The 23,104-nt window shown below is 48.7% G+C and carries 24 protein-coding genes; 2 read left to right on the top strand and 22 right to left on the bottom strand.

Annotated elements, in window-relative coordinates; all coding sequences use genetic code 11:
* Nucleotides 1-46 precede the first annotated feature (46 nt).
* The gene (locus AC3WT9_RS01710) at nucleotides 47-943 is read right to left on the bottom strand and encodes a LysR family transcriptional regulator (RefSeq protein WP_341093931.1); all 897 of its coding nucleotides are present in this window, start codon (nucleotides 941-943) and stop codon (nucleotides 47-49) included.
* Between the two features lie 119 nt (nucleotides 944-1,062).
* On the opposite strand from AC3WT9_RS01710, the gene dapA reads away from it, so the two are divergent.
* Nucleotides 1,063-1,938, top strand: coding sequence for a 4-hydroxy-tetrahydrodipicolinate synthase (gene dapA / locus AC3WT9_RS01705; protein ID WP_341093933.1), 876 nt, complete (start codon nucleotides 1,063-1,065; stop codon nucleotides 1,936-1,938).
* 111 nt (nucleotides 1,939-2,049) lie between these two features.
* Here dapA and AC3WT9_RS01700 read toward each other — a convergent pair whose 3' ends face one another.
* From AC3WT9_RS01700 to sleB, 21 genes are all read right to left on the bottom strand, one after another.
* Nucleotides 2,050-2,463, bottom strand: coding sequence for a VOC family protein (locus AC3WT9_RS01700; protein ID WP_341093934.1), 414 nt, complete (start codon nucleotides 2,461-2,463; stop codon nucleotides 2,050-2,052).
* Between the two features lie 45 nt (nucleotides 2,464-2,508).
* On the bottom strand, nucleotides 2,509-2,892 hold the full coding sequence (locus tag AC3WT9_RS01695) for a nuclear transport factor 2 family protein (protein ID WP_341378925.1): 384 nt from the start codon (nucleotides 2,890-2,892) through the stop codon (nucleotides 2,509-2,511).
* Nucleotides 2,893-3,441: 549 nt separating this feature from the next.
* Complete coding sequence (locus AC3WT9_RS01690) at nucleotides 3,442-4,950, bottom strand: DEAD/DEAH box helicase (RefSeq protein ID WP_341378926.1); 1,509 nt, start codon at nucleotides 4,948-4,950, stop codon at nucleotides 3,442-3,444.
* Between the two features lie 606 nt (nucleotides 4,951-5,556).
* On the bottom strand, nucleotides 5,557-6,129 hold the full coding sequence (pduL, locus tag AC3WT9_RS01685) for a phosphate propanoyltransferase (protein ID WP_341093937.1): 573 nt from the start codon (nucleotides 6,127-6,129) through the stop codon (nucleotides 5,557-5,559).
* A 164-nt stretch (nucleotides 6,130-6,293) separates the two neighbouring features.
* Nucleotides 6,294-7,271, bottom strand: a complete 978-nt coding sequence (locus AC3WT9_RS01680; protein WP_341093938.1) for a dipeptidase — start codon at nucleotides 7,269-7,271, stop codon at nucleotides 6,294-6,296.
* Between the two features lie 165 nt (nucleotides 7,272-7,436).
* Complete coding sequence (locus AC3WT9_RS01675; RefSeq protein WP_019910496.1) at nucleotides 7,437-7,697, bottom strand: stage V sporulation protein S; 261 nt, start codon at nucleotides 7,695-7,697, stop codon at nucleotides 7,437-7,439.
* Between the two features lie 200 nt (nucleotides 7,698-7,897).
* Nucleotides 7,898-8,692: a TIGR00282 family metallophosphoesterase gene (locus AC3WT9_RS01670; protein WP_038593324.1), complete on the bottom strand. Its 795-nt coding sequence runs from the start codon at nucleotides 8,690-8,692 to the stop codon at nucleotides 7,898-7,900.
* 126 nt (nucleotides 8,693-8,818) lie between these two features.
* A complete protein-coding gene (gene rny, locus AC3WT9_RS01665; RefSeq protein WP_038593326.1) occupies nucleotides 8,819-10,360 on the bottom strand; it encodes a ribonuclease Y in 1,542 nt (513 codons plus the stop codon).
* A 307-nt stretch (nucleotides 10,361-10,667) separates the two neighbouring features.
* On the bottom strand, nucleotides 10,668-11,402 hold the full coding sequence (locus AC3WT9_RS01660; protein WP_038593328.1) for a regulatory protein RecX: 735 nt from the start codon (nucleotides 11,400-11,402) through the stop codon (nucleotides 10,668-10,670).
* Nucleotides 11,403-11,516: 114 nt separating this feature from the next.
* Nucleotides 11,517-12,581: a recombinase RecA gene (gene recA, locus AC3WT9_RS01655; RefSeq protein ID WP_341093939.1), complete on the bottom strand. Its 1,065-nt coding sequence runs from the start codon at nucleotides 12,579-12,581 to the stop codon at nucleotides 11,517-11,519.
* A gap of 297 nt (nucleotides 12,582-12,878) precedes the next feature.
* Nucleotides 12,879-14,168, bottom strand: a complete 1,290-nt coding sequence (locus AC3WT9_RS01650) for a competence/damage-inducible protein A (RefSeq protein ID WP_341378928.1) — start codon at nucleotides 14,166-14,168, stop codon at nucleotides 12,879-12,881.
* A 46-nt stretch (nucleotides 14,169-14,214) separates the two neighbouring features.
* Nucleotides 14,215-14,802 carry a CDP-diacylglycerol--glycerol-3-phosphate 3-phosphatidyltransferase gene (gene pgsA, locus AC3WT9_RS01645; protein WP_038593337.1) on the bottom strand — a complete coding sequence of 196 codons (588 nt, stop codon included), beginning with the start codon at nucleotides 14,800-14,802 and terminating at the stop codon, nucleotides 14,215-14,217.
* 150 nt (nucleotides 14,803-14,952) lie between these two features.
* A complete protein-coding gene (locus AC3WT9_RS01640; RefSeq protein ID WP_038593340.1) occupies nucleotides 14,953-15,444 on the bottom strand; it encodes a YajQ family cyclic di-GMP-binding protein in 492 nt (163 codons plus the stop codon).
* Between the two features lie 208 nt (nucleotides 15,445-15,652).
* Nucleotides 15,653-15,814: a hypothetical protein gene (locus AC3WT9_RS01635; RefSeq protein WP_341093941.1), complete on the bottom strand. Its 162-nt coding sequence runs from the start codon at nucleotides 15,812-15,814 to the stop codon at nucleotides 15,653-15,655.
* Nucleotides 15,815-15,897: 83 nt separating this feature from the next.
* Nucleotides 15,898-16,878 (bottom strand): RodZ domain-containing protein, encoded by a 981-nt coding sequence (locus tag AC3WT9_RS01630; protein WP_341093942.1) that lies wholly within the window; start codon nucleotides 16,876-16,878, stop codon nucleotides 15,898-15,900.
* Nucleotides 16,879-16,969: 91 nt separating this feature from the next.
* Nucleotides 16,970-17,737, bottom strand: coding sequence for a DUF3388 domain-containing protein (locus AC3WT9_RS01625; RefSeq protein WP_038593346.1), 768 nt, complete (start codon nucleotides 17,735-17,737; stop codon nucleotides 16,970-16,972).
* A gap of 177 nt (nucleotides 17,738-17,914) precedes the next feature.
* Nucleotides 17,915-18,175: a DUF3243 domain-containing protein gene (locus AC3WT9_RS01620; RefSeq protein WP_341093943.1), complete on the bottom strand. Its 261-nt coding sequence runs from the start codon at nucleotides 18,173-18,175 to the stop codon at nucleotides 17,915-17,917.
* Between the two features lie 153 nt (nucleotides 18,176-18,328).
* Nucleotides 18,329-19,096, bottom strand: coding sequence for an elongation factor P 5-aminopentanone reductase (gene ymfI / locus AC3WT9_RS01615; RefSeq protein ID WP_038593352.1), 768 nt, complete (start codon nucleotides 19,094-19,096; stop codon nucleotides 18,329-18,331).
* On the bottom strand, nucleotides 19,096-20,376 hold the full coding sequence (yfmH, locus tag AC3WT9_RS01610) for an EF-P 5-aminopentanol modification-associated protein YfmH (protein WP_341093944.1): 1,281 nt from the start codon (nucleotides 20,374-20,376) through the stop codon (nucleotides 19,096-19,098). The genes ymfI and yfmH overlap by 1 nt, the downstream gene beginning before the upstream one ends.
* 2 nt (nucleotides 20,377-20,378) lie before the next feature.
* The gene (yfmF, locus tag AC3WT9_RS01605) at nucleotides 20,379-21,617 is read right to left on the bottom strand and encodes an EF-P 5-aminopentanol modification-associated protein YfmF (protein WP_341380383.1); all 1,239 of its coding nucleotides are present in this window, start codon (nucleotides 21,615-21,617) and stop codon (nucleotides 20,379-20,381) included.
* Between the two features lie 205 nt (nucleotides 21,618-21,822).
* Nucleotides 21,823-22,683 (bottom strand): spore cortex-lytic enzyme, encoded by an 861-nt coding sequence (gene sleB, locus AC3WT9_RS01600; RefSeq protein WP_341093945.1) that lies wholly within the window; start codon nucleotides 22,681-22,683, stop codon nucleotides 21,823-21,825.
* A gap of 234 nt (nucleotides 22,684-22,917) precedes the next feature.
* Here sleB and AC3WT9_RS01595 point away from each other — a divergent pair, with 234 nt between their 5' ends.
* The gene (locus AC3WT9_RS01595; protein ID WP_341093946.1) at nucleotides 22,918-23,085 is read left to right on the top strand and encodes a hypothetical protein; all 168 of its coding nucleotides are present in this window, start codon (nucleotides 22,918-22,920) and stop codon (nucleotides 23,083-23,085) included.
* Nucleotides 23,086-23,104: the final 19 nt, after the last annotated feature.

The raw sequence follows: 23,104 nt of genomic DNA, 5'->3' as shown, positions 1-23,104 counted from the left end.
ATATAGCCCATTAAAAATCCACTTAACTGTCGTTCATCCGAGCATTTCACAGCGCCACCGTCTTCGCCTTTGCATCTGCCAGCAGCATCTGAATCAGCGATTGCAGCGGCAGTGATTTCCACTTCTTGGGATGGAGCAGCAGCTGCAGATCAAAATGAATTTCCGGATGGGCAAAAGACAGCTCCGCCAGGTTCCCCCGCTCGATCTCCTCCTCGGCGACGATTCTTGGCAGCAAGGCTATGCCCAGCCCGTTGCGTACGCAACGCTTGATCGCCTCCAGATTCGACAGCTCAAAGCCGATGCGGAAAATAATCCCGTGCTCCCGCAGCAGATTCTCGAACAGGCTGCGGTAAATGCAGCTCTCCTCGGAAACGATCAGCTCACAGTTGTTCAGATCCTGCAGTGTCACGTCCGCAAGTTGGGCCAGCGGATGGGTGGCAGGTGCAACCAGCACCAGGGGCTCATCTCTGATGATCGTCCGCTCAAGCACGGAGTCATTGGCATTCCGGTCCAGCATTAAGCCGATGTCCACTTCACCGTCCCGGATCTTCGCCACCAGATTGGCTTCCTGCTCGGTCTGCAGATGAATGTTCAGTCCGGGAAAAGTCGTGCGCAGCTGCTGCAGGAACGGCGGCAAATAAAACGCAGCCAAGGAATCAATGGTCCCGATCGTCAGCGTCCCGCCAATTTGCTGGGCGATCGTTTCCTTGGAACGGTCATACAAATCCAGAATCTCCACAAACAGCTTCAACAGCTCTTCTCCAGGTGGAGTCAGGCGCAACGCACGTCCATGCCGCTCTATCAGTGGAACCCCGTATTCCTTCTCAATCTTCTGAATCTGCATCGTCACACTGGACTGCGCATAGCCCAGCTCTTCAGCCGCGCGGGTAAAGCTCTGCCGTTTCGCGACTTCGCGGAAGGTCCGCATATATGTTAAATCCATAACCTCACCCTAACATCAATATTATTGATAACCCACATCATTTATTATAGCTAACGCCGATGGAATATTCCATGCTACAGTAAGATAAAAGGATTTCAACATTTTGGAGGACGATATTCATGTTAACAGAAGAACAGATTTATGGAATCTATGTTCCCGTGGTAACCCCGTTCAATACAGCTGGCGAGATTGATCTGGAATCATATCAGCGTTATGTGAACAACATCATCAAGAACAATATTCATGGTCTGGTCGTCAATGGAACCACTGGAGAATCGCCGACAGTCAACATACAGGAATTACAGACTCTCGTGGATGCATCACGGGAATTATTGAAATCGAGCCCGGTTCCGCTGGTGGTCGGCACAGGCACTAATGATACGGCCTCCACTATAGCCCGCACAGAGCTGGCTGCCGATTCAGGTGCTGATGCTGTACTCGTGGTTGTCCCTTATTACAGCCGCCCTTCCCAGCAAGGCATTATTGAGCATTTCCGCAAAGCCGCCGAAGTGGGCATTCCGGTCATCGCCTATGATATCCCGGGCCGCGCCGGAGTCGGCATGTCGGTTGATACCGCACGCACCATCCTTGAGATGAATAACGTAGTAGGTTTAAAAGACTGCTCCGGCTCTCCGCTGCTAGTCTCCGAGCTGTCCCGGCTGGGATCGAAGCCGGTGCTGTGCGGCGACGACCTGCAGTTCCTGCATATGCTGGGCTGCGGAGCCGCCGGGGGCATGCTGGCCTCGGCCAACGTGCATACCGCGAAGTTCCTCGGTATCTACGAGCAGTTCAAAGCCGGGCAGACCGCTGAAGCTACAGCAGCGTTCGACCAGCTGCTGCCGCTGATGAAGCTGCTCTTCAAGGAGTCCAATCCGGCTCCGATCAAATGGCTGCTTAGCGCCTACGGAGAGATTTCCTCTGATACGCTCCGCTTGCCGATGACCTCGATCAGCTCTGAGCTGCGTGAGGAACTGGGGGCTTATCTGGCCGGATAACACCTGAATCCATAACCGGATATTTACGCATAACAACAACCGCTACGGTGCAGTCACAGACTGTCCAAGGCGGTTGTTGTTATGACTACCATTTTCAGCGTAATCTAGGTATTATTGATTATCCGCTGCAACCGGATTCACCGCAAAAATAGAATGAATGTTGTCTTCCGGATCTGCGAAGAAGCCCGTGGTATGCCCCCAAGACATCGGCTTCGGTGCAGTGATCCCTGTAGCCCCTTTTGAAATAAGCTCCTCATACATCGTGTGAACAGCCTCCGGTGAATCACATTCGAAGTTAAGCTCGAAGGCTTGCCCTTTACGCTCTTCTATAAAGGAATAATGACCGTTTGTGTTATCCGCCATCAATGGTGTTGAACAAATCGCAAGGCGAATGCCGCCATTTACAAATTCAGCATAATGGTTTTCTTCAACAACGGTCTTAAATCCGAGTACATCACGATAAAAGCTAGTCAATCTAGGAACATCATGCGCCAAAACCGTAATTCCTTCTAATTTCAATCTCATACTCCCAATTCCACCTTTTCAGAGATATCAACTGTTTTATAATCTTTAACCATAATCTTCAATCAATGCTATTTTTCCATTTTTAATTTCAAATACCGACTTCCCTTTTAGTTGAAGTGTATCTCCAGTCTTTAATCCATTTGGTAAATCAACAGCCAGTATTGCTTCATAATCAACTTGTATTTCTATTCTGTCATCTACAGCGCTGTAATGGGTAATGGTCTGACGACGATTAGAGAAAACCTGTGAAGACTTTTCTGCCAGTTCTTTAAACTCTTGAATTCCCCTGGTCTCTGTCGTGATTTCACCATTGGAAACATCTTTAAACAAAATATCAGCATCTACAAGTCTAACCATGCCCTCGACATCAAACGCATTGTAGGCCTCAACATAATTATCAATGATTGCTTGGTTTTCTCCACTAATCATAGTCATACTCCTCTCTTAGATTGTACTCTAATCCATATTCTTCAGATTGGGTAGTTTTCCCTTTATTTGCTGTGTCGTGAAGCTTTCGAACCGGATAGCTAGCTGCCTGTACTCCTGCGATACCAATATAAAAGCTGTTCGGAGAAAATAAAGTATTAGACTGCCGCTGTTTTTGTGTAACTGACGAGACTCGCAAGCTTAGCAACAAATTTACTCAGCTTCACTTAGAACCATCTTTAAAATGAAAATGTTCATGGTGGATCCCGTCCATACCAACCAATTCACCACTCTTTTTATGATAGTATGCGAAGCTATTATTTATCGGCATTCGAAGTAATTGATAATTATCAGACGACGAAAATTCCCCAAACAAATTCATTTATCACATTGCTCACCTCATTACACTTGATACTACCCCTTACTTTTCTCTATATCAGGAGCTCCTCTTTTATTCCAGTTTAGCTTACAGCTTCGAAAAGCAGAACTCATAACGCACAAAAAACAGCCTCCCGCTCAGGGAAGGCTGCTGTCTAATCTATGAGCATCCGTTTATTGCGATCTGCCCGCTTTGGCTGCAGGTCTGCCGCCTGGGCGGTTGCTGTGGTTGTTACCGGGTCTGCCGCCTGGGCGGCTGCTAGCACTTGCTCCGCTGCCGTTCCCTCCGCTTACTCTGCCGCTAGAACCAGCTCCACTGGCCGAAGCGCTCCCGGGTCTTGCACCCGCTCCTGCTTGATGAGCCGTTTCTCCGTTCGGTCTGCCGCCCTGGCCGCTGTTCTTGCTTCCGCCGGAAGTGCTGCCTGAACGGTTGCCCTGTGTGAACCATTCCGACTTTGGCTTGCGTGCCGGATTGGTCTTCGCCTTGGCTGCCGGCTTCGCAGGAGCTTTTGCCGGGCGTTCATTCAGCAGAGCCTGTGCGCTCTTAGACATCGGATACGCATGGTCCTTAACTTCAGGGATCGTCTTGCCGATCAGCTTCTGAATATCCTTGAGGTACGGGATCTCTTCGGCCTCACAGAGAGAGATGGCGATTCCGCTCATACCGGCACGGCCCGTACGGCCGATCCGGTGGACATAAGTTTCCGGAATGTTCGGCAGATTGAAGTTGATGACATGCGACAGCTCGTCAATATCAATCCCCCGGGCTGCAATGTCTGTAGCAACAAGCACGCGGGTAGCTCCGCTTTTGAAGTTGCGCAGCGCATTTTGCCGGTCATTCTGGGATTTGTTGCCGTGAATCGCTTGAGCAGTTATATTAATCCGCGTCAAATCACGGGTAACCCGGTCAGCACCGCGTTTGGTGCGGGTAAAGACCAGTGCCGAGACAATCGATTTGTCCTGAAGAAGGCGGTTTAATTGATTCTGCTTGTTGCCGTTCTCCAGCAGATAGATCGACTGCTCAATTCTGTCCACGGTGGAGGAAACTGGCGTAATCTCGATTTTCACGGGGTTTACCAGCAGTGTTTTGATCAAATTCGAAATTTCTGTCGGCATCGTAGCCGAGAAAAATAATGTTTGTTTTTTGCTTGGCATTTTGGCGATAATCCGCTTCACATCATGAATGAAGCCCATGTCCAGCATGCGGTCCGCTTCATCTAGTACAAGAATCTGCACATACTGCAGATCAACATGCTTCTGGGTAATCAGGTCGATGAGCCGGCCTGGCGTGGCAATCAGGATATCCGCACCCTGGCTTAATGCCCGCTCCTGAGCTTTTTGCGATACACCGCCAACAATAGCTGTTGAACGGATAGTGGTGAATTTGCTGTAGGCCTGAATATTTTCCGAGATTTGCAGTGCAAGCTCTCTTGTCGGTGTGAGAATCAGCGAACGAATCCGGCGTCTGCCGCCGGTTGCAGAAGGCTGCTGGCTTAGCAGCTGAATAATCGGCAAGGAAAAAGCGGCTGTTTTGCCTGTTCCGGTCTGTGCGCAGCCGAGAACGTCTCTGCCGGCCAAAGCCGCGGGAATGGACTCCTCCTGGATAGGGGTGGGTGATGTATAATTTTCTTGGCTTAACGCCTTGAGGATCGCTGGGATCAAATTCAAATCATTAAAAGTCATGTTGTCTCCTTAATTTTAAATACATATATTATCAATCAGGTAACTGCTGTACCTTGTTTGCAGCGTCTCCACATAGCGCTCATCAAAGTCATAACACATAATGATAACACAAATTGAACAATAAGAGAAACATCATCGGAAATTTTTTACGTTAGTCCTAGTGTAACCGTCGTCCATTCCTTTCACGCCTCCTATTCCATCAGCAAAGCAGGGTTGTTCAGATTTGGTTTAGATTGCTGGTGTACAGTAATTATGCAAATCACAAATGACGCAAAGGAGCGCTTTGAATCATGGGTAAAAAAAGAACAGCAAATCCATCATTATGCACAATCCCCAACTGTTCAGCGAGACATTATGCCAAGGGCTATTGCAAGAAGCACTATAGCTATATGTGGTACAAAAACCGCGCCGCTGCCAAACTCAGCAAGACTTTGCTCGAAGAACGCAGCCCGTAGGAACCATCGTAAGCACTGCAGCTATATCAAAATAACCACTTTCTCATCTCACTACCCTCAACTCCAGGCATCATCCTAAACCCATAAGATAACAGAACATAAAAAAGCGGAGGATGGCTCCTCCGCGTCTTGACCTACTTATAAATAAATACTAATCTACAATTTCAGCTGTGTCGCCGTTGTTAGCACCTGCAGCATTGGCTTCGTCGGTGTCGATATGCATATCAAGCGCAAATTTGTCCGATACGCGGGCAAGAACATTTTCCAGTACCAGGCCGCGTTCGCCGCCCAAACGTACTTTTAGAAGCTGCTTGTCGGCGATGCCCCAAGCTTCTGCTTCAGAAGTGTGGAAGTGAATGTGACGTGCAGCAATAATTACGCCAGTCTCCAGTTCTACTTCACCGGCTGGTCCCTTAAGGGTAATGCCCGGTGTGCCTTCGATATGTCCGGATTCACGGACAGGTGCTTTCACGCCGAGGCTGAAAGAATCTGTGCGGGAAATCTCCAGCTGTGATGCCGGACGGACAGGTCCTAGAATTCTTACTTTGTCGAATTTACCTTTGGTGCCGATTACTGCTACTTGCTCGTTAGCTGCAAATTGTCCGTGTTGGGAGAGTGGTTTGAACTCAGTCAGTTGATAACCTGCGCCAAATAACGCTTCCACATGCTCTTGCGTAAGGTGAATATGTCTAGCCGACACACCTACGGGTACAGTCTTGCTCATTGTAAAGTCACTCCTTGTATTTTCTCTAGTATCTGTACAAGCCATTGAACATTATACCTCTTATTACCCAAAAATAAAAAGACCCTCTGCACAATGAGAGTCCCTTTTTCGACATTTTGAGCTTTCGAAGCTGGATTGTCACGATTTTGTCATGTTCTGCTACTTTATGGTATTTTATGGTCGTTTAGTTTTGGCGGCAAATGCAGGCTTAAAAAACTCCAAGCATTTTCGTACAGCCACCCCTTCACTTGATCCTCCGGATAGTAGCGGAGCAGCAGCTCAGCAAACTCGGCGTATTTCCCAGGATGCTCCAGTCCCTCTACCCAGACATCAATCCCGTCAAAATCGGAACCAAACATCAGCTGCCTTGTCCCCCCCAGGCTGCAGACATGATCGATATGCCTTAGAAGATCATCAGCTTTGGCGCCGCCTCCATTTTTAACAAACCATGGAACAAAGGTAAGTCCCATCCGGCCGTCCATGGCAATCAACGCTTTGATCTGTTCATCGCTCAGATTACGCGGATGGCCGCACACAGCTGCGGCGTTGGAGTGGGAGGCGATAAACGGACGCTTGCTCCGCTCAGCCAACTCCCAGAAGCCTGCCGGGGCCAAATGAGACACATCCAGCAGCATACCGCTGCTGTTACACCACTCGATCAGCTCCCGGCCTTTTTCGGTAAATCCTCCATTCCGCTGTTCCAGTACGCCATCCGCTGCCCAGTTCGCATAGTTCCAGGTGACTCCAAGGAAGCGCACACCGAGATCGAAACACAACTGAGCATAGAATAGATTCCCCTCCAGACCGTCTACGCCTTCCAGAGACAGCAGCCCCCATCTGGGGGGCACTCTAACCAGTTCCACTGCTTCCTCCTTCCAGCGCAGCCACTGTAGGCCTCCTGAGCCTAGTACTTTGCCCTGGAATAGCTCAATTTGTCCCAGCACACTTTCAAAACTAGGTCTCCCTCTAACCATAGACAGATAAATCGCAAAAACTTGCAGGCCGACGCCACCCGCTGCAAGCCGTTCTGCAGTTACATCAAGCCGGCTGTCCTTGTCGAAATTAAGATGGGGGGAAGCCTGCAGTTTGCTCAGAACATCACAATGAAAATCCGCCACCCGTAGTTGCTCCGCTCTTCCCATGAGATCGGCCTCACTTTCTTACTTGTCATCCAGTTGCCGCGCCACTTCGCATCCAGCGCTCCTGCTTATAGTTTATGCAGAGGATGACCCGCACTTCACCTGCACAGCAAAAAACCTGTTTACATAGGTAAACAGGTTCATCCCGTAAGTTCTGGCATTCATTAATTATCTAGGCTCTACAATGAGTTTAATCGCCGTCCGATCCTCTCCATCAATCACTATGTCAGTAAATGCTGGAATGCAGATCAAGTCGACACCGCTTGGCGCGACAAATCCCCGGGCGATGGCAACTGCTTTGACTGCTTGGTTCAGTGCTCCTGCTCCAATAGCTTGTAGCTCGGCCGATCCACGTTCACGAAGAACACCCGCTAGTGCGCCGGCAACGGAATTCGGATTGGATTTAGCTGATACTTTTAATACATCCATAGTAAGTACCTCCCCTGGGAAAATGATGGTGTTCTTCCACTACTGTAGATGTTATTCGCGAGAGAAGAAATAATTCCTTCTTTTTGCGGACTACTCCGGAGAAAATGGTACAAAAGATACTCTTTTCCGATATAAAAAATATCACACTTTACCCAAAATCAGCGATTATTCCCGAAAAGCCTAATTCCTTGATGCCCTCATTAACTCATTACCCATTCATCTTCACGCAGCCGAATCTTCTCCAGACGTGTTGCCTTGCCCGTAGCCTCGTCAATCTCTGCGAATAAACCGTGCAACTGCCATTTACCTTCGTCAACCACAAATCTGGCCGGAAGCTGGGTAGTAAACTTATAGAGGACCGCATCCTTTTCCATACCCAAAATCCCTTCTCTTGAACCAACCATGCCGGCATCCGTCAGATAAGCAGTGCCTCCCGGCAGGATAACATCGTCATTGCTCTGCACATGTGTATGGGTTCCTACAACAATGGAAGCATGCCCGTCCATAAAATAGCCCATGGCGATCTTCTCGGATGTAGCCTCAGCGTGAAAATCCACCAGAATACACTTGTGATTCCGGCGCAGCTCGTCCACAATCTCTTCGCCCACCCGAAACGGATCATCAATTGCCGGCAAAAAGGTCCGTCCTTGCAAATTGACAATCGCCAGCTCTTTGCCATTGCCTTTAATAATCGTATATCCTCTGCCAGGTGTTCCTGCAGGGAAATTAGCCGGGCGGATGATCCGGGGCTCGTCGTCGATAAATTCGAAGATGTCCTTGTTATCCCATGTATGATTGCCCATTGTAATGCCATGAACGCCCCAGTTGAAAAATTCATTGGCAATAGCGGATGTAATACCCCTTCCCGCTGCGGCATTTTCTCCGTTCGCAATGATTATATGCGGCTGGTATTTGTTCTTCAGCGAAGGCAGCATTTCGCGCAGCGCTTTTCTGCCAGTATTGCCTACAATATCACCTATAAATAAAACTTTAATGTTGTTCTCCTCCTAAAAGTTTTAATGGGTTAATCCGTGCTGAATGTTCTTCGTACACATCCGGCTTCGTAAGCATATATTCTGTATGAAAGAAAAAAGGCCCCGCAGGGGGGCCGATTTCCTTGCTTATTTAGCGTATTCAACAGCCCGTGTCTCGCGGATAACGGTAACCTTGATATGACCCGGATAATCCAGTTCACTCTCGATCATCTTCGTAATATCGCGGGCCAGACGGAATGCTTCCGCATCGTCGATCTTCTCAGGCTGCACCATCACACGAACCTCGCGGCCCGCTTGAATGGCGTAGGACTTCTCGACGCCGTCGAAGCTTTCGGAGATTTCCTCCAGCTTTTCCAGACGTTTGATATACGTTTCCAGTGTCTCACGGCGTGCGCCAGGGCGTGCAGCCGACAAGGCGTCAGCAGCTCCAACCAGCATGGCAATAACCGAAGTAGCTTCGCAGTCACCGTGATGAGACGCGATACTGTTGATAACAACCGGATGCTCCTTGTATTTCTTCGCCAGTTCGACGCCAATCTCGACGTGCGAACCTTCCACTTCATGATCCAGCGCTTTGCCGATATCATGCAGCAGACCAGCACGTTTAGCAAGCACGATGTCTTCCCCAAGCTCACCGGCCATAAGTCCAGTCAAATAAGCAACCTCCATGGAGTGCTTGAGTACATTTTGACCGTAGCTCGTACGGAATTTCAGACGGCCCAGAATTTTGATCAGATCCGGATGCAATCCGTGAACGCCAACCTCGAAGGTAGCCTGTTCACCGTATTCGCGAATCCGCTCATCCACTTCTTTGCGGGATTTCTCCACCATCTCTTCAATCCGTGCCGGATGGATACGTCCATCAGCGACCAGCTTCTCAAGTGCCGTACGGGCCACTTCGCGGCGAATTGGATCAAAGCCCGACAAAATAACAGCTTCCGGCGTATCATCAATAATGAGATCAATACCAGTTAGAGTTTCCAGTGCACGGATGTTGCGGCCTTCACGGCCGATAATCCGGCCCTTCATTTCTTCATTCGGCAATGTAACTACTGACACGGTTGTTTCCGCCACATGATCAGCTGCACAGCGCTGAATAGCCAGTGTAATGATTTCGCGGGCTTTCTTGTCCGCTTCCTCTTTGGCCTGCTGTTCAATTTCCTTAATCATCTGAGCGGTCTCGTGGCGAACTTCCTGTTCTACATTGCTAAGAATGATACTTCTGGCATCATCGATGCTCAAATTGGAAATGCGTTCCAGTTCAGTGACCTGGTTCTTGTAAATTACATCAATTTGCTGTTGTGTTTCGTCAATTCGTTTCTCTTTGTTAGCTACTTGTTCTTCTTTTCGTTCAAGCGATTCCATTTTTTTATCCAGTGATTCTTCCTTTTGCAGCAAACGTCTCTCTTGCCGTTGGATTTCATTCCGACGTTCACGAGTTTCTTTCTCAGCTTCAGTACGGATTCTGTGGACTTCGTCCTTAGCTTCGAGTACCGTTTCCTTCTTCAGCGCCTCCGCCTCTTTCTTCGCGTTCTCCACGATGACTACGGCTTCTTTCTCTGCGCTTGAAATCTTAGCTTCTGCAAGGGATTTACGAATAAAATAACCGAATCCAAAGAATAATGCAGCTACAACGAGAACGATTATGACCCAGATTGCAGTTACCATCTGTTCACCTCCTCGTTGGTTCCTCCAAGGGAAATGCCTTGGGAATTGTGCAGTTGTTAAACTATCCGTTCATCACCATACAAAAAACCGGTAATACACCGATTGCCATACTGCACATGCTGCACATGCACACTGCCCGCCTTATCCGGCGATTACATTTCATATGAGTTGTACGCGAACCGGTACATAAGAGTCTGCTTTTTGGGAAGGAAAAAGGATTCTTAGTTTATGCCGATTCATGTTATATTTTATTATTTATAAAAAGACCTTGTCAAGAGAGTCGATAACCGCATTTAAGTCAAGAGAATCAGTCAGGGAAGTAAATCTCCTCTTCTTCACCCTCAAAATCCTCTTCCTGGCGTAAAACATTCAGTACCTGCCGTACCATTTCACCGGAATATCCGCGCCGCATGAGGAAGGCTCCGGTCTTTCTGCGCTTGTCATTAACGTCTCCGCGAATCAGATTCCATTTCTTGCGCCCTGTCTGCAGAGCACTCTCCAGTTCCTGTTCCGGAGAGATATTCTCCAGCGCTTCCGAGATCAGCGACTTGTCGATTCCTTTCTCCCGCAGCTCCTGACGGATCCATAGCTTGCCCTTACGCTGGTTTGCAATGCGTTGTTCCGCCCACTGCTTGGCATACAAGGGATCATCAAGGAAACGCTCTTGCTGCAACCGCAGCAGCACCTCGGCAATAATAGTCTCTCCTATTTCTTTCTCACGTAAACGACGGGCCATTTCCTGAGACGTCCGAGGCTTTCGTTCCAAATACCGCAGTCCCTCTACATAAGCACGCTGCCGTTCATCCGCAACAACAATTTCCACCAGATCTTCCTTCATGAACGAACTGCCGGTGATCATCCGATATTTAATCATGACATCTTCATGAACAGTCATGTTATATGCGCCGAAATGAATAATGTAACGGTGATCGGACTTCTTCTGCCGCTCAACCCGTGTGATGACAAGCAGCTCGCCTTCAGGGAAATTGTCCAGCGGTTGTTCTTCCTGTTCTTCCGGTTCAGGGTTCAATTGTATTACCATGGCTGTCTGTCACCTCATAGCTATTGATTCTTATACTCTTCTGATCTTATGAAAAAGCACCCTGTTAAGATCATTCACAGGGCGCCTAATACCTTATATATTATTCACTTAAATTTATTCGATTTCGAGCAGCAAGTTTTCTTCTTCCTCTTGCTCTGCAGCAACCTCAGATTCACTCGGAGCCGCTACAATCGTCGACAAATTGCTGGCTTCACGAATCTTATTCTCGATCACCAGAGCAATGTCCTGATGCTCTTTCAGGAACTGCTTGGAATTCTCACGACCTTGGCCTAAACGTTCACCCTCGTAGGAATACCAGGCACCGCTCTTGTTAACGATATCCATTTCAGTACCGATATCAACAAGGCTTCCCTCTCTGGAAATACCCTCACCGTACATAATATCAACATCAGCCTGCTTGAACGGAGGTGCAACCTTGTTCTTCACGACCTTGATCTTCGTACGGTTACCGACAACATCATTTCCCATCTTAATGCTCTCTACGCGGCGCACATCAAGCCGAACGGAAGAGTAGAATTTCAATGCCCGGCCGCCTGGAGTTGTTTCCGGGTTACCGAACATAACGCCAATTTTCTCACGGAGCTGGTTAATGAAGATGGCAATTGTATTCGACTTGTTGATCGCTCCGGACAGCTTACGTAAAGCTTGAGACATCAGACGTGCCTGCAAGCCAACGTGGGAATCTCCCATATCGCCTTCAATTTCCGCTTTCGGCACCAGTGCCGCTACGGAGTCCACGACGATAATGTCTACTGCGCCACTGCGGACGAGCGCTTCGGCGATTTCCAGTGCCTGTTCGCCTGTATCCGGCTGGGAGAGCAGCAGCTCATCAATGTTTACGCCGAGAGCATTAGCATACTTAGGGTCAAGCGCATGCTCTGCATCGATGAAAGCAGCTTGTCCACCAAGCTTCTGAACTTCTGCAATCGCATGTAGAGCAACAGTCGTCTTACCGGAAGATTCCGGTCCGTATACTTCAATAATGCGTCCTTTAGGAAGTCCGCCAATACCTAAAGCAATATCAAGTGCTAAGGAGCCGCTAGGTACGACTTCGACTTTCATATGCGAGGATTCTCCCAGTTTCATGATCGAACCTTTACCGAATTGTTTTTCTATTTGACGAAGCGCCATATCAAGCGCTGCACGACGATCTGACAATCAGACCACTTCCTTCACTGTTTATAGTAATATAATAACGTGTTTTGGAGGTCTTGCCAAGCTTTTTTTCGAACATACATTCGTTTTTTTTGTCTTCCGGGAGAATACTCCCTTTTATTGTAAGCCTCCTTCCGGATGTTGAATTCAATACAAATCCTTCAGTCACCGGAAATCAACGGCCTATGCTCGCAGGAGCTCCGCTGTAGTCCACGGCGCCGCATAAAACAAAAAACCGCAGCAGAGAGTTCTCAGTGCTACGGTTCTTCCGTATATACAATTATATACCGTCTTAGCAGGTTATTGCAAGGCTGATCCATCCGGCGGAGTAGCCACCTTGCGCTCCTCGAGCCTGCGCCAGAGACGGTATAATAGCGCTTTGACTGAACGCAGCCGGATGTTCTCACGCGTCCCTTTGAGATTGAGCTCATACACCTCAGTCTTTTGCCCCCGTTCGGCTAAGCCGACATAGACAAGCCCTACCGGCTTGCGTTCGGAATAGCCGGGACCGGCAACGCCTGTAACTGATAACCCGAAATCACTGTCCCCTATCATTCTTACCTGTTCCGCCAGCACCTCAGCCACTTCGCGGCTGACCGCTCCGGCAGCATCAGGACCCTCAAGAAGAGCAGCAGGCACATTCAGCAGCTTCTTCTTCATGTCATTGGAATAGCAAATTATACCCCCATTGAACATGGTTGCGCTGCCCGGAATATTCGTGATGCTCTCCATCAGCAAACCGCCTGTACAGCTCTCTGCGGCGCTTAAGGTCAGTCCGGCATCTGCCATCCAATCGACAATAAGCTGTTCCAGCGGCACATCTATATTGGCATACATATGCTCCGGCAGAATATCCTTGATTGTCTTCTCCAACACATCCAGCTTCTCCATGGCACTGTGTTCAGAAGTCGCTTTGGTAGAGATGCGGACCGTCACTTCCCCTTCCTTGGCATAAGGAGCGATAGTTGGATCAGTCTGACTCCGGATCAAATCGATCAATTTGTCCTCCAGCAGCGACTCGCCGATGCCGGCAAATTTGAGCATTTTGGAGTAAATCGGCATTTCGTCTGTCAGTGCGTGCTGCAGCAGCCATGGTTTAGCCTTGTCCGTAAACATTGGCTTCATCTCACGCGGCGGGCCTGGAAGCACGATATAATACTTCTCTTCATGGGCGAACGCGATCCCGACAGCAAGGCCGATTTCATTGGAAAGCGGCGTAGTTCCTTCAATAATAAGTGCCTGCTTACGGTTGTTCTCTGTCATCACAATTTTTCGGTCATCAAAAAAACGCTGTACATGATCCATCGCAAGCGGGTCGATATAAAGCGAACGGCCCAGCGTTAACGCCAGTGCGTCTTTGGTCAGGTCATCTTCGGTCGGACCGATTCCACCAGTGAACAAAATGACATCTGCACGGCTCTTTGCAATCTCTGTTGCTTCCTGAATACGGCCGCTGTTATCCCCGACCACAGTTTGAAAATATACATCAATTCCCATCGCGGCCAGCTCTACAGATAAGAACTGGGCATTGCTGTTCACGATTTGTCCAAGTAAAAGCTCCGTCCCGACGGCAATTATTTCTGCTTTCATAGCTGGCTTTCTCCTCCTGGTTATAAAGTGGATGGGTGATTAAGTTCTAAGCATCATGAAGTTGGAGCAGATCCTTGTTCTTCACGAAATAATCAATCCCCGAATAAATAGTGATGAGCGCAGCGGCCCAAATGGCAATATCATCAAGAGGGATACTGACGAACTGGAAGGGAAAGTTGTTGAGCAGCAGAAGGGAAATGGCGACAATCTGCACGACTGTCTTTATCTTGCCCCATTTGCTGGCGGCAACCACTTTGCCTTCGAGCAGCGCTACCTGGCGCAGCCCGGTTACGGCGAACTCACGGCTGATAATCACAATGGCGATCCATGAATCGCATCTTCCCAGCTCAACCAGAGAAATCAGCACCGCAGAAACCAGCAGCTTGTCCGCCAGCGGGTCGAGCAGCTTGCCGAGATTAGTGACCATGTTATATTTCCGGGCTATATAGCCGTCTATACCGTCCGTGCTGGCCGCGAGCAGGAAGATTACAGCCGCGATCAGATGATTAATTGAAAGCTGGAACGAGCCCCAATGTAAAGGCTCCGGATAAAATCTGAAATCCACCAGCAAAAAAAACATCATAATCGGGATAAGGCAAATGCGGGCTAGCGTGATGCGGTTGGGCAAATTCACTGAAGTTCCTCCCCTGATCGTTACGAATCCGAAATTCCACTATTTTCTTCAAAACTGCTTAAGCAAGTATATTATAGCTATATGTACGTGTCAAAAAAACAGAAAGCACCCCGCAAAAACCGGTGCGTAAGCACTGCGGGGTACAAAAGCTTACTTTAAATTGTTAAACTGCAAATCCAGCGGCAAATCGGCTTTGCGCAAAATCTGAATAATTTGCTGCAAATCATCGCGGCTTTTGCCGGTAACGCGGATTTGATCTCCCTGAATCTGACTCTTCACCTTCAGCTTGGAATCCCGGATCAGAATATTGATTTTCTTGGCGTTCTCCTGATCGATTCCCTGCTTAAGGCCAAGACGCTGGCGCACTGTCCCAAGGGAAGCCGGTTCGACTTTTCCGAAATCCAGATTCTTGAGGGTAATCCCACGTTTGACCATCTTGGATTGCAAAATATCAATGACTGCGCCCAGCTTATACTCGTCCTCTGAGGCGATCATAAGCGCATCCTTTTCCAGCTTCAGGCTGCTTTTGCTGTTCTTGAAGTCAAACCGGTTATCAATCTCCTTCTCGGTCTGGTGAACAGCATTGGTCAATTCCTGCATATCCATTTTGGATACAATGTCAAATGAACTTTCTGAACTCATGAATCCACGTCCTTTGCTAACAATTATTCTGCTCCTATTATATGAGAAAGGGCTTCTTAAGTCTAATTATGGCAAGAATAAGGCACCCGCACCCCCGCATGCAAAACAGCCCCACAGATGTGGAGCCAAGTGCAAGCCTTTGATAATCAAAGGCTAAAAACACGCCCCCCGGCAATAACTACTGCCGGGAGACGTTCATACAGCGGCTTTATCTGCTGCGAGCGGGAGACCGAAACATATCCAGAATCCCCAGCACAATATGTGCCAGTCCGAAGCCAAGAATTCCATAGCCCCAGGCGCTCGGCGTCAAGTAATAACCGAGGAGACTGACGATAATGCCCAGCCCTGTTACAATCCAGCTAACGGTCATGAGAGTATACACCTCACTTTGGCGTAAGAACTGTAAATCACTCTTATATTCTCCAAAAAGCCAAAGTCTATACGTGGTTACCTTTATTGACCTGAATTGCTATTCTGGCTAGTAACGCTGTCCTGTGACTCATCTGTGTTTCCGGATTCACTGTCGGCTGAAGTGCCCTCATCCAGTTCAAGCAGAATGCGGGAGGAGGTTTTGCCGTCAGTGATCACTTGTCCGTTAACAGTAATATTTGTAGCTGGCGAGTAACCGGATTTAATATAGATCCCTTCACTGCCGAGTGTAAAGCTCTTATTCTCACCGGCAGCAGTGTTGCCAAAGCTGAGCTTCTCACCTTTGGAATTTTCACCCTTGTAAACTTCAAGCCAGCTTACACCGGTTGCTGCAATCTCAACCTGCACAGCGCTTCCGGAAGGAGCAGAAACTTTGTAAATCGTCGTTTTGCCCGATTTACGGTCCTGTGTGACCGTAACCGCCTGAGAGCTTGGTGAAGGAACTGGTGTAGCCGTCGGAGCCACAGTAGCCGTTGCAGTCGCTTCAGGGCTGCCTGCTGATTCCGAAGGAGACACCACTCCGCCCCCGACCGCTGTCGGGGAAGGCTGATTCTTAGAAGGATCCTTTTGTTCGTTGGTCAAATTCTCGGGAGCAGCATTTTCAGGATCAGCTTTGTTCATATTCGAAGAAGCGTACAAATAAATTACTACAATAATCAATATAGGGAAGGTCCACATCAGGACTGTCGGAAGCCACTTCGCATTCCGTTCCGTTTCAGGTCTGCGGCTGCGCTTCTGAATCACGGTCTCCATCGTTGTTGTTTCTACCGGGGCAGCCGGGACATTGCCATGCTCTTCCATGAGCTCGTCCGGGTTCACACCCACTGCCTCAGCGTAGGTTTTGATAAACGCCCGAACATAGAAGCTCCCGGGAAGCACTTTATAGTCACCCGCCTCGATGGCTTCTAAATATTTTTTTCGAATCTTTGTTACTTCCTGGACATCGTCAAGACTCATCCCTTTTTGCAGACGAGCCTCCTTCAAATGCCGGCCCAGTTCCGACATGCCATCACCTCCTAAAAGTTTTGTCAGCATTTGCTTTCTTGAAGAGCATCGTACAAAACCCGCTTCGAAAGCATCCGCTTTGTTTTATATTCTAAAGATCATCACTGTAGCTTGTCGTAAACGACTCGTACAATATCTCTTCGTTCGGCATATTGCGCAGCTCAATAATGATATCAAAATCATCAAAGGTATATTCGGATTCCCGCACAAAAATATCCGGATGCTCAATTACTTTTGTGCTGGGCATACTCATCACATTCTGAAGCAGATTATAATGCTTCTCATTGGAGCGGATCGTGCTTACAATCCCGTCAATAATAAAGACATTATGAGGGTTCATCTCATCCTCAGCCAGCTGGCTGCGGACCGTTTGCCGCAAAAGCGTCGAAGAAACAAATGTCCAGCGCTTCATGGCGCAGACACTACCGGCGATAATAGACTCCGTCTTGCCGACGCGGGGCATTCCCCGTAGTCCTATAACCTGATTCCCTTCCCTTTTAAACAGTTCGCCGAGGAAATCCACGAGCAGTCCCAGTTCATCCCGGGTAAAACGGAACGTCTTGCGGTCATCCGAATCGCGGTCAATATATCGTCCATGCCGGACAGCCAGCTTATCCACAAGCCGTGGAGAACGCAGCGCCGTAACCGTAATATTATCTACTTTTTTGAGCATTTCACCCATCAGCATAATCTTCTCGTCATCGTTTGTTTCCAGGAGCATTCCGCGCGTCTTGCCTTCCACACCGTTGATAGTCAGGATGTTGACTTCAAGCATTCCGAGCATAGAAGCGATATCTCCAAGCAGACCAGGTCTGTTCTTATGTATCTTGTACTCCATATACCATTGTTTATATTCCACTTGTTACACCTCATAGATTCCTTTTCCCTGCACTTTGCCATACATTAAAAAAACCTGCTTCGGCAAGCGTTCTGAAACACGGGTCATGTTAATGATATATAAAATGAAATTGAAAGGCAAGGACACTACTGTAATAATTGCAGAAAAGCTCCCGCGAGGGGAGCTTGTTCCGCATGCCTATGCGTTTTTCTTCGCCAGCTTGACCATGAGGGAAGCAATGGTATGCTTCTCATCGTCTGTACCGACATCCCACAGCTCTTTGATTGCCCGGTTGGAATAGTTTCCCGGATCGACTTTCTTATCAAGGAATTCCCCGATTTCGAAAGCCAGCTTGGAAATGGTATCTTCGCTCATCCCCATTTTTTCAGCCTGAATGACCCGTTCACCCAAAAAGCTTTTCCAGGTATCAAAGTTTTTCACTACGGTTTCTGTTGACATCTTAAATCCTCCTTCATGTTTACGGTCCGCCCGCCTTGTTCAGGTGACAGCCGCCTTACGTGAGATTTAAAAGCAACAGTTATAATATGTCTCGGGCGGTACGTTTTTATGCTGGAGCATTTCTCCAAGCCTCCACGCCAGTAACCGGATTCATCAGGTGATCCATCCGCCGTTCGGACTGATTACCTGGCCGGTAATGTACCCGGATTCAGGCAAGGCGAGAAAATAAACAAGCGAGGCGATTTCATGAGGGGAAGCCAGTCGTCCCGCAGGAATCTCTTCCTCAAGCATCCGCATCTCATCCTCCTGCAGATTGGCCAGCATGGCCGTATGGACAGCACCGGGAGCCACGGCATTCACCGTGACTCCTGAGGGTGCCAGCTCTTTGGATAATGCCTTAGTGAAGGCATTCACCCCACCCTTGCTGGCGGAGTAGGCAACCTCGCAGGAAGCGCCTGAGATGCCCCAAACGGAGGAGACATTAATAATCCGCCCATACCGCTGGCTGACCATATAAGGCATAAAAATCTGGCTGCACAAAAAAGTGCCTTTCAGATTCACCGCCATAATATCGTCCCACTCTTCCTCCGTCACATCAGCCAGCATGCCATAATGTGCTTTTCCGGCGTTATTAACCAGAATATCCGGCTGCATTCCGCTGCTTTCCAGCTTTTCTGCCATGCGGACAAGCTGGCTGCGGTCCTTCATATCAGCGGTCACAGTCAACACCTTGGACCCCAGCGCCATACAGCGCCGAGCCACATCATTCGCCGCTTCGTGCGAGTTCATATAATGAATAACAATGTTCATCCCCACGGAAGCAAAACGTTCGGCGATGGCCCCGCCAATTCCTCCGCTGCCTCCAGTGACAAGCACGGTCATTTCTCCTATAGGCTTGCTGCCCTCTCCCGATAACGCCATTAAGGACTCACCACAAGCGACACAGCGAGTTGTTCCCAGTCTACATGATCACGCAAGCGGGCATTGACCTCATCCAGCGTAATGGATTCATAAAGCGGCAGCACTTCAAACAAATCGCCGCCTCTAAACTGGTAGCGTGTGAATTCGTGAGCAATGCTCTCCGGCGAGTTCAGCATGCGCAGATAGCCGCCGATTTTCTTTTTGCGCGCCCGCTCGAAATCCTTCTCGGCGAAGCCAGTCTTCAGAATAACACTGATTTCTTCCTTCAACCTGCTGATGAGCCGATCCGGATCCTTCGTATCGCCGCCAATCGCCGAGAACGCGTACTGCGGTGAGCTGTTGAATTCATGTCCGAAGCTGTCGGAGATCAGTTCCTCGTCATAGAGCTTCTGGTACAGCGTCGTACTGCTGCCCAGCAACAGATCCAGCATTAGCTTAGTGGTCAGATCACGGCGGACTGCCGCTTCACCGGTGAGGCCTTCTACCTTCTCTTTAAAGCCGAAGAGACATTTCGGCATAGATACGGCGAGACGGCTTTCCTTATGTTTCTCTGCAACATGAACGGGCTCCTCTTCAAAAATACGCGAGATTTCACCCTGCTTTTCGTATGATTTACCGGCCTGGTTGCTGCGGATCAGCTCGAATACCTTCTCCGGTTCTACGCCGCCGACTACAAACAGCAGCATATTGCTGGGATGATAAAAGGAATTGTAGCAGGTGTACAGTGTTTCTTTGGTAATGGTGGCAATTGATTCGATCGTTCCGGCGATATCGATATGTACCGGATGTTTGGCGTACATGGCCTCAATCAAACCAAAATAGACGCGCCAATCCGGATTATCCGCGTACATATTGATTTCCTGGCCGATAATTCCTTTTTCCTTTTCGACATTCTCGTCGGTGAAATAAGGCCGCTGTACAAAATCAACGAGGGTACTGAGATTGGTCTCAATATTTTCTGTGGCCGAAAAAAGATACACTGTCTGGTCAAAGCTCGTGAAAGCATTTGCCGACGCACCGTTAGAAGCAAAGGTGGCAAAAATGTCACCTTCCGGCTCTTCGAACATTTTATGCTCCAGAAAGTGGGCAATACCGTCAGGGACAGTGGTTTCTTCACCGCCGGCAACTTTGAAGTGATTGTCCACAGAGCCATATTTAGTGGCGAAGGTGGCATAGGTTTTCTGGAAAGCGGGCTTAGGCAGCACATAGACCTGCAGACCGTTATCCATAACCTCGTGGTACAGTGTTTCTTGAAGTCTTTCGTAATGAATCTGTTTCACCGCTATTCCTCCTTCCCTGTCAGGAAATAAATCGTATCCAGCTGGAACGTGTCGGCAGCCGCCTTCACATCTTCCACTCCGGTGCCATCGACTTGAGCCAGCAGCTCCAGTGCGGAACGGTCTTTTCCGGACAACTGACGGTTGAAATCAAACGAGATCAGTTCAAACGCCGAATCTTGAATTTCGGAAAGCAGATTGCGGATCATTGCCTTGGTCTGGTTCAGCTCCAAGTCACTGATATTTCCAGCCTTCAATTCCTCCAGCTGTTTGCGGATAATATCGACGGCCTTGCCGTAATTTTGGGTTTCGATCCCCGATTGAATGGTTCCAATGCCTTTATGTCCGTCATAGCGGGAGGACGCATAATAGGCAAGGCTCTCCTTCTCACGAACGTTGACGAACAGCTTCGAGTGAGGATAACCGCCTAATATTCCGTTATACATCAGCGCGGAGGCGTATTTGTCATCCTTGTAAGTTATGGAAGTGCGGAGCCCCATGTTAAGCTTGCCCTGATTAACATCCAGCTTCTCTTCCACAGTCCGGACCTCTGTAACGGCTACCGGTGAAAAGTTGGAGGAATACGCTGTGGTCTCCTTGTGTGCACGGCCAAAATGGCGAACGACCAGCTTTTCAACTTCCTCAGGTGTAGTGTCACCAACGACGTAAAGATCGAGGATCGCTCCGTTCAACCAGGAATTGTAGGATTTATACAGGTTTTCTGGAGTAATGCTGTCAAGGTCGGCTCTTTGGCCAAGGGGATGCAGACGGTAAGGCTCCTTACGGCACATTTCTTCAATACAGCGTTCAGCCGCATAGCGGATCTTATCGTTAACAATCGCTTCCAGCTTTTTGCGTACCGTCTCACGTTCTGTTGCGACATACGATGCACGGAAGCTTCCGTCCTCCAGCAAAGGCCGGGTCAGTACTTCTCCTAGGAAAGCAAAAGACTCCCCGAGAAGGCTCTCTTTGCTCTGCACAAAGGAGTCGTTGATCGTATCCATCCGGAACTGGACAATCTGATAATCGCCTCTTTTGTAGATATCAAAACCAAATCCGGCACCATAAAGTTCCTCCAGACGTTCACGGAACTGGGTTGTTTCCGGATAGTTGGCTGTACCTCTGCGAAGCACAAAAGGAACCAGCGCTGTGGAAGTGACCGTACTTTCGTCCAGCGGAACCCCAGCATAAAGTGAAATGGCGAAGGTCTTGAACGCCTTGGTCGGCAATACATGAATGCGCATGCCTGCGGCGTTGCCATGTTGAAATCCATTATTTGTCAAGTCTAAAACTCCTTTACGGCGTGGATAGATGCTCTACAACAAGTTTATGAAGTATTATCCATTCTAAACCATTCCAAAGTAAGGAAGCAACCGGAAGAAAAGCTTACCGGTTGCTCTGGGTCGGTTTTATACAGGGGGTTAAATTGCGGCAAGTACAGGTCTGCTGCTACATGCAGAAAATATGCTCCCCGATTGTTTTCACCTGCGGACGGGTCCAAATCCATTTGGAAGTAGCCGTCTTCGGATTAAAATAATAAAGGCAGCCGCCTGAAGGATCCCAGCCATTAAGCGCCTGCTGAACAGCTTTGCGTGCCTGCTCATTGGGTTCTAGGTAGATCTGCCCGTCAGCTACGGCCGTAAACGCCCCTGGCTGAAAAATAACGCCGGAAGGTGTATTCGGAAAGCTTGGGGATTTCACACGGTTCAGAATAACCGCAGCAACGGCAACCTGTCCTTCAAACGGCTCACCCCGCGACTCCCCATAAACGGCATTGGCCATGATTTTCAAATCATTTTCGGTCAGGCCCATTGTATTCCCTGAGGACAGTTCCGCTGTATTCGACTTGCCGGAATCGGCAGTTTTACTTTTGTTTCCGGTATTTTTATTTGCTGTGCTGGTTGAAGGCTCTGTCGGCTTCCAAGCCTTGGTGGCATTGTACAGTTTCAACTTTGTTTTGGCACCGACGATACCGTCAGATTTTATGCCGAATTTCCACTGGAACCAGGTTACCGCATTTTTCGTTTTAGATCCAAATTGGCTGTCTATTTTGCCCGAGAAATACCCCAGATGCTTCAATCTTCCCTGCAGTTCGTAAACATCTTGTCCGGAAGAGCCGACCTTAAGCGGTGTTGTTCCAAAAGCAGGCAACGCCTCACCATCGGGAGCAGCAGTTTCCGACAGATCAGACGAAGCATGATACGGACTGGCGTAGACCGCACTCTGATCCTCAAAGAATAGACCTGCAAGCGGCAAGGTGGCCAGTGCAAGGGTTAAGCCGGCAAAAATCCATTGCTTATGTTTTTTCATTGGGTTCGCTCTACCTTTCTCTTGTAAGTTCAACATTGATGGCTAAAGTTATTATGACGACTGACAGGTGATCCTATGCATTGCAACCCGGAGAAGGCAAAAGATGAACCGACAGGAGTTGAGATACGGCCATGAATTTGCAAGATCATATTTTGCTGCGGAATAAAGCACTTATAAAAATTATAGAAATTATAGATATCCGGCAGAGTTCCTTCTGGATCATCCTATGACGGCATGGCTGATCTGACCGAAGATCCGCTGTGGAACAGCATTACCGCGGTAAAAGCGGGCCGCTTAATGGAAATAGACTTTGGACTGGCGTACTACAGCGACATCTTTTCGCTTAATGCTCAGCTCGAATACATCGTTGAACGTCTCCTTGCAGCGCCAAAAGCAAACTAAATATCACATGCAAAAAAGA

Source organism: Paenibacillus sp. EB106-06-01-XG199, from assembly GCF_058791575.1.
Note: the sequence above shows the minus strand (reverse complement) of the source record. Positions and strands in the feature narration are given on the sequence as shown.

Bases quoted from the DNA above. Each gene is read 5' to 3' on its own strand.
- AC3WT9_RS01710 (WP_341093931.1), bottom strand. From the start codon at position 943: ATGGATTTAACATATATGCGGACCTTCCGCGAAGTCGCGAAACGGCAG.
- dapA (WP_341093933.1), top strand. From the start codon at position 1,063: ATGTTAACAGAAGAACAGATTTATGGAATCTATGTTCCCGTGGTAACC.
- AC3WT9_RS01700 (WP_341093934.1), bottom strand. From the start codon at position 2,463: ATGAGATTGAAATTAGAAGGAATTACGGTTTTGGCGCATGATGTTCCT.
- AC3WT9_RS01695 (WP_341378925.1), bottom strand. From the start codon at position 2,892: ATGATTAGTGGAGAAAACCAAGCAATCATTGATAATTATGTTGAGGCC.
- AC3WT9_RS01690 (WP_341378926.1), bottom strand. From the start codon at position 4,950: ATGACTTTTAATGATTTGAATTTGATCCCAGCGATCCTCAAGGCGTTA.
- pduL (WP_341093937.1), bottom strand. From the start codon at position 6,129: ATGAGCAAGACTGTACCCGTAGGTGTGTCGGCTAGACATATTCACCTT.
- AC3WT9_RS01680 (WP_341093938.1), bottom strand. From the start codon at position 7,271: ATGGGAAGAGCGGAGCAACTACGGGTGGCGGATTTTCATTGTGATGTT.
- AC3WT9_RS01675 (WP_019910496.1), bottom strand. From the start codon at position 7,697: ATGGATGTATTAAAAGTATCAGCTAAATCCAATCCGAATTCCGTTGCC.
- rny (WP_038593326.1), bottom strand. From the start codon at position 10,360: ATGGTAACTGCAATCTGGGTCATAATCGTTCTCGTTGTAGCTGCATTA.
- AC3WT9_RS01660 (WP_038593328.1), bottom strand. From the start codon at position 11,402: ATGGTAATACAATTGAACCCTGAACCGGAAGAACAGGAAGAACAACCG.
- AC3WT9_RS01650 (WP_341378928.1), bottom strand. From the start codon at position 14,168: ATGAAAGCAGAAATAATTGCCGTCGGGACGGAGCTTTTACTTGGACAA.
- AC3WT9_RS01640 (WP_038593340.1), bottom strand. From the start codon at position 15,444: ATGAGTTCAGAAAGTTCATTTGACATTGTATCCAAAATGGATATGCAG.
- AC3WT9_RS01635 (WP_341093941.1), bottom strand. From the start codon at position 15,814: ATGACCGTTAGCTGGATTGTAACAGGGCTGGGCATTATCGTCAGTCTC.
- AC3WT9_RS01630 (WP_341093942.1), bottom strand. From the start codon at position 16,878: ATGTCGGAACTGGGCCGGCATTTGAAGGAGGCTCGTCTGCAAAAAGGG.
- AC3WT9_RS01620 (WP_341093943.1), bottom strand. From the start codon at position 18,175: ATGTCAACAGAAACCGTAGTGAAAAACTTTGATACCTGGAAAAGCTTT.
- ymfI (WP_038593352.1), bottom strand. From the start codon at position 19,096: ATGGCGTTATCGGGAGAGGGCAGCAAGCCTATAGGAGAAATGACCGTG.
- yfmF (WP_341380383.1), bottom strand. From the start codon at position 21,617: ATGCGCATTCATGTATTGCCGACCAAGGCGTTCAAGACCTTCGCCATT.
- sleB (WP_341093945.1), bottom strand. From the start codon at position 22,683: ATGAAAAAACATAAGCAATGGATTTTTGCCGGCTTAACCCTTGCACTG.
- AC3WT9_RS01595 (WP_341093946.1), top strand. From the start codon at position 22,918: ATGGCTGATCTGACCGAAGATCCGCTGTGGAACAGCATTACCGCGGTA.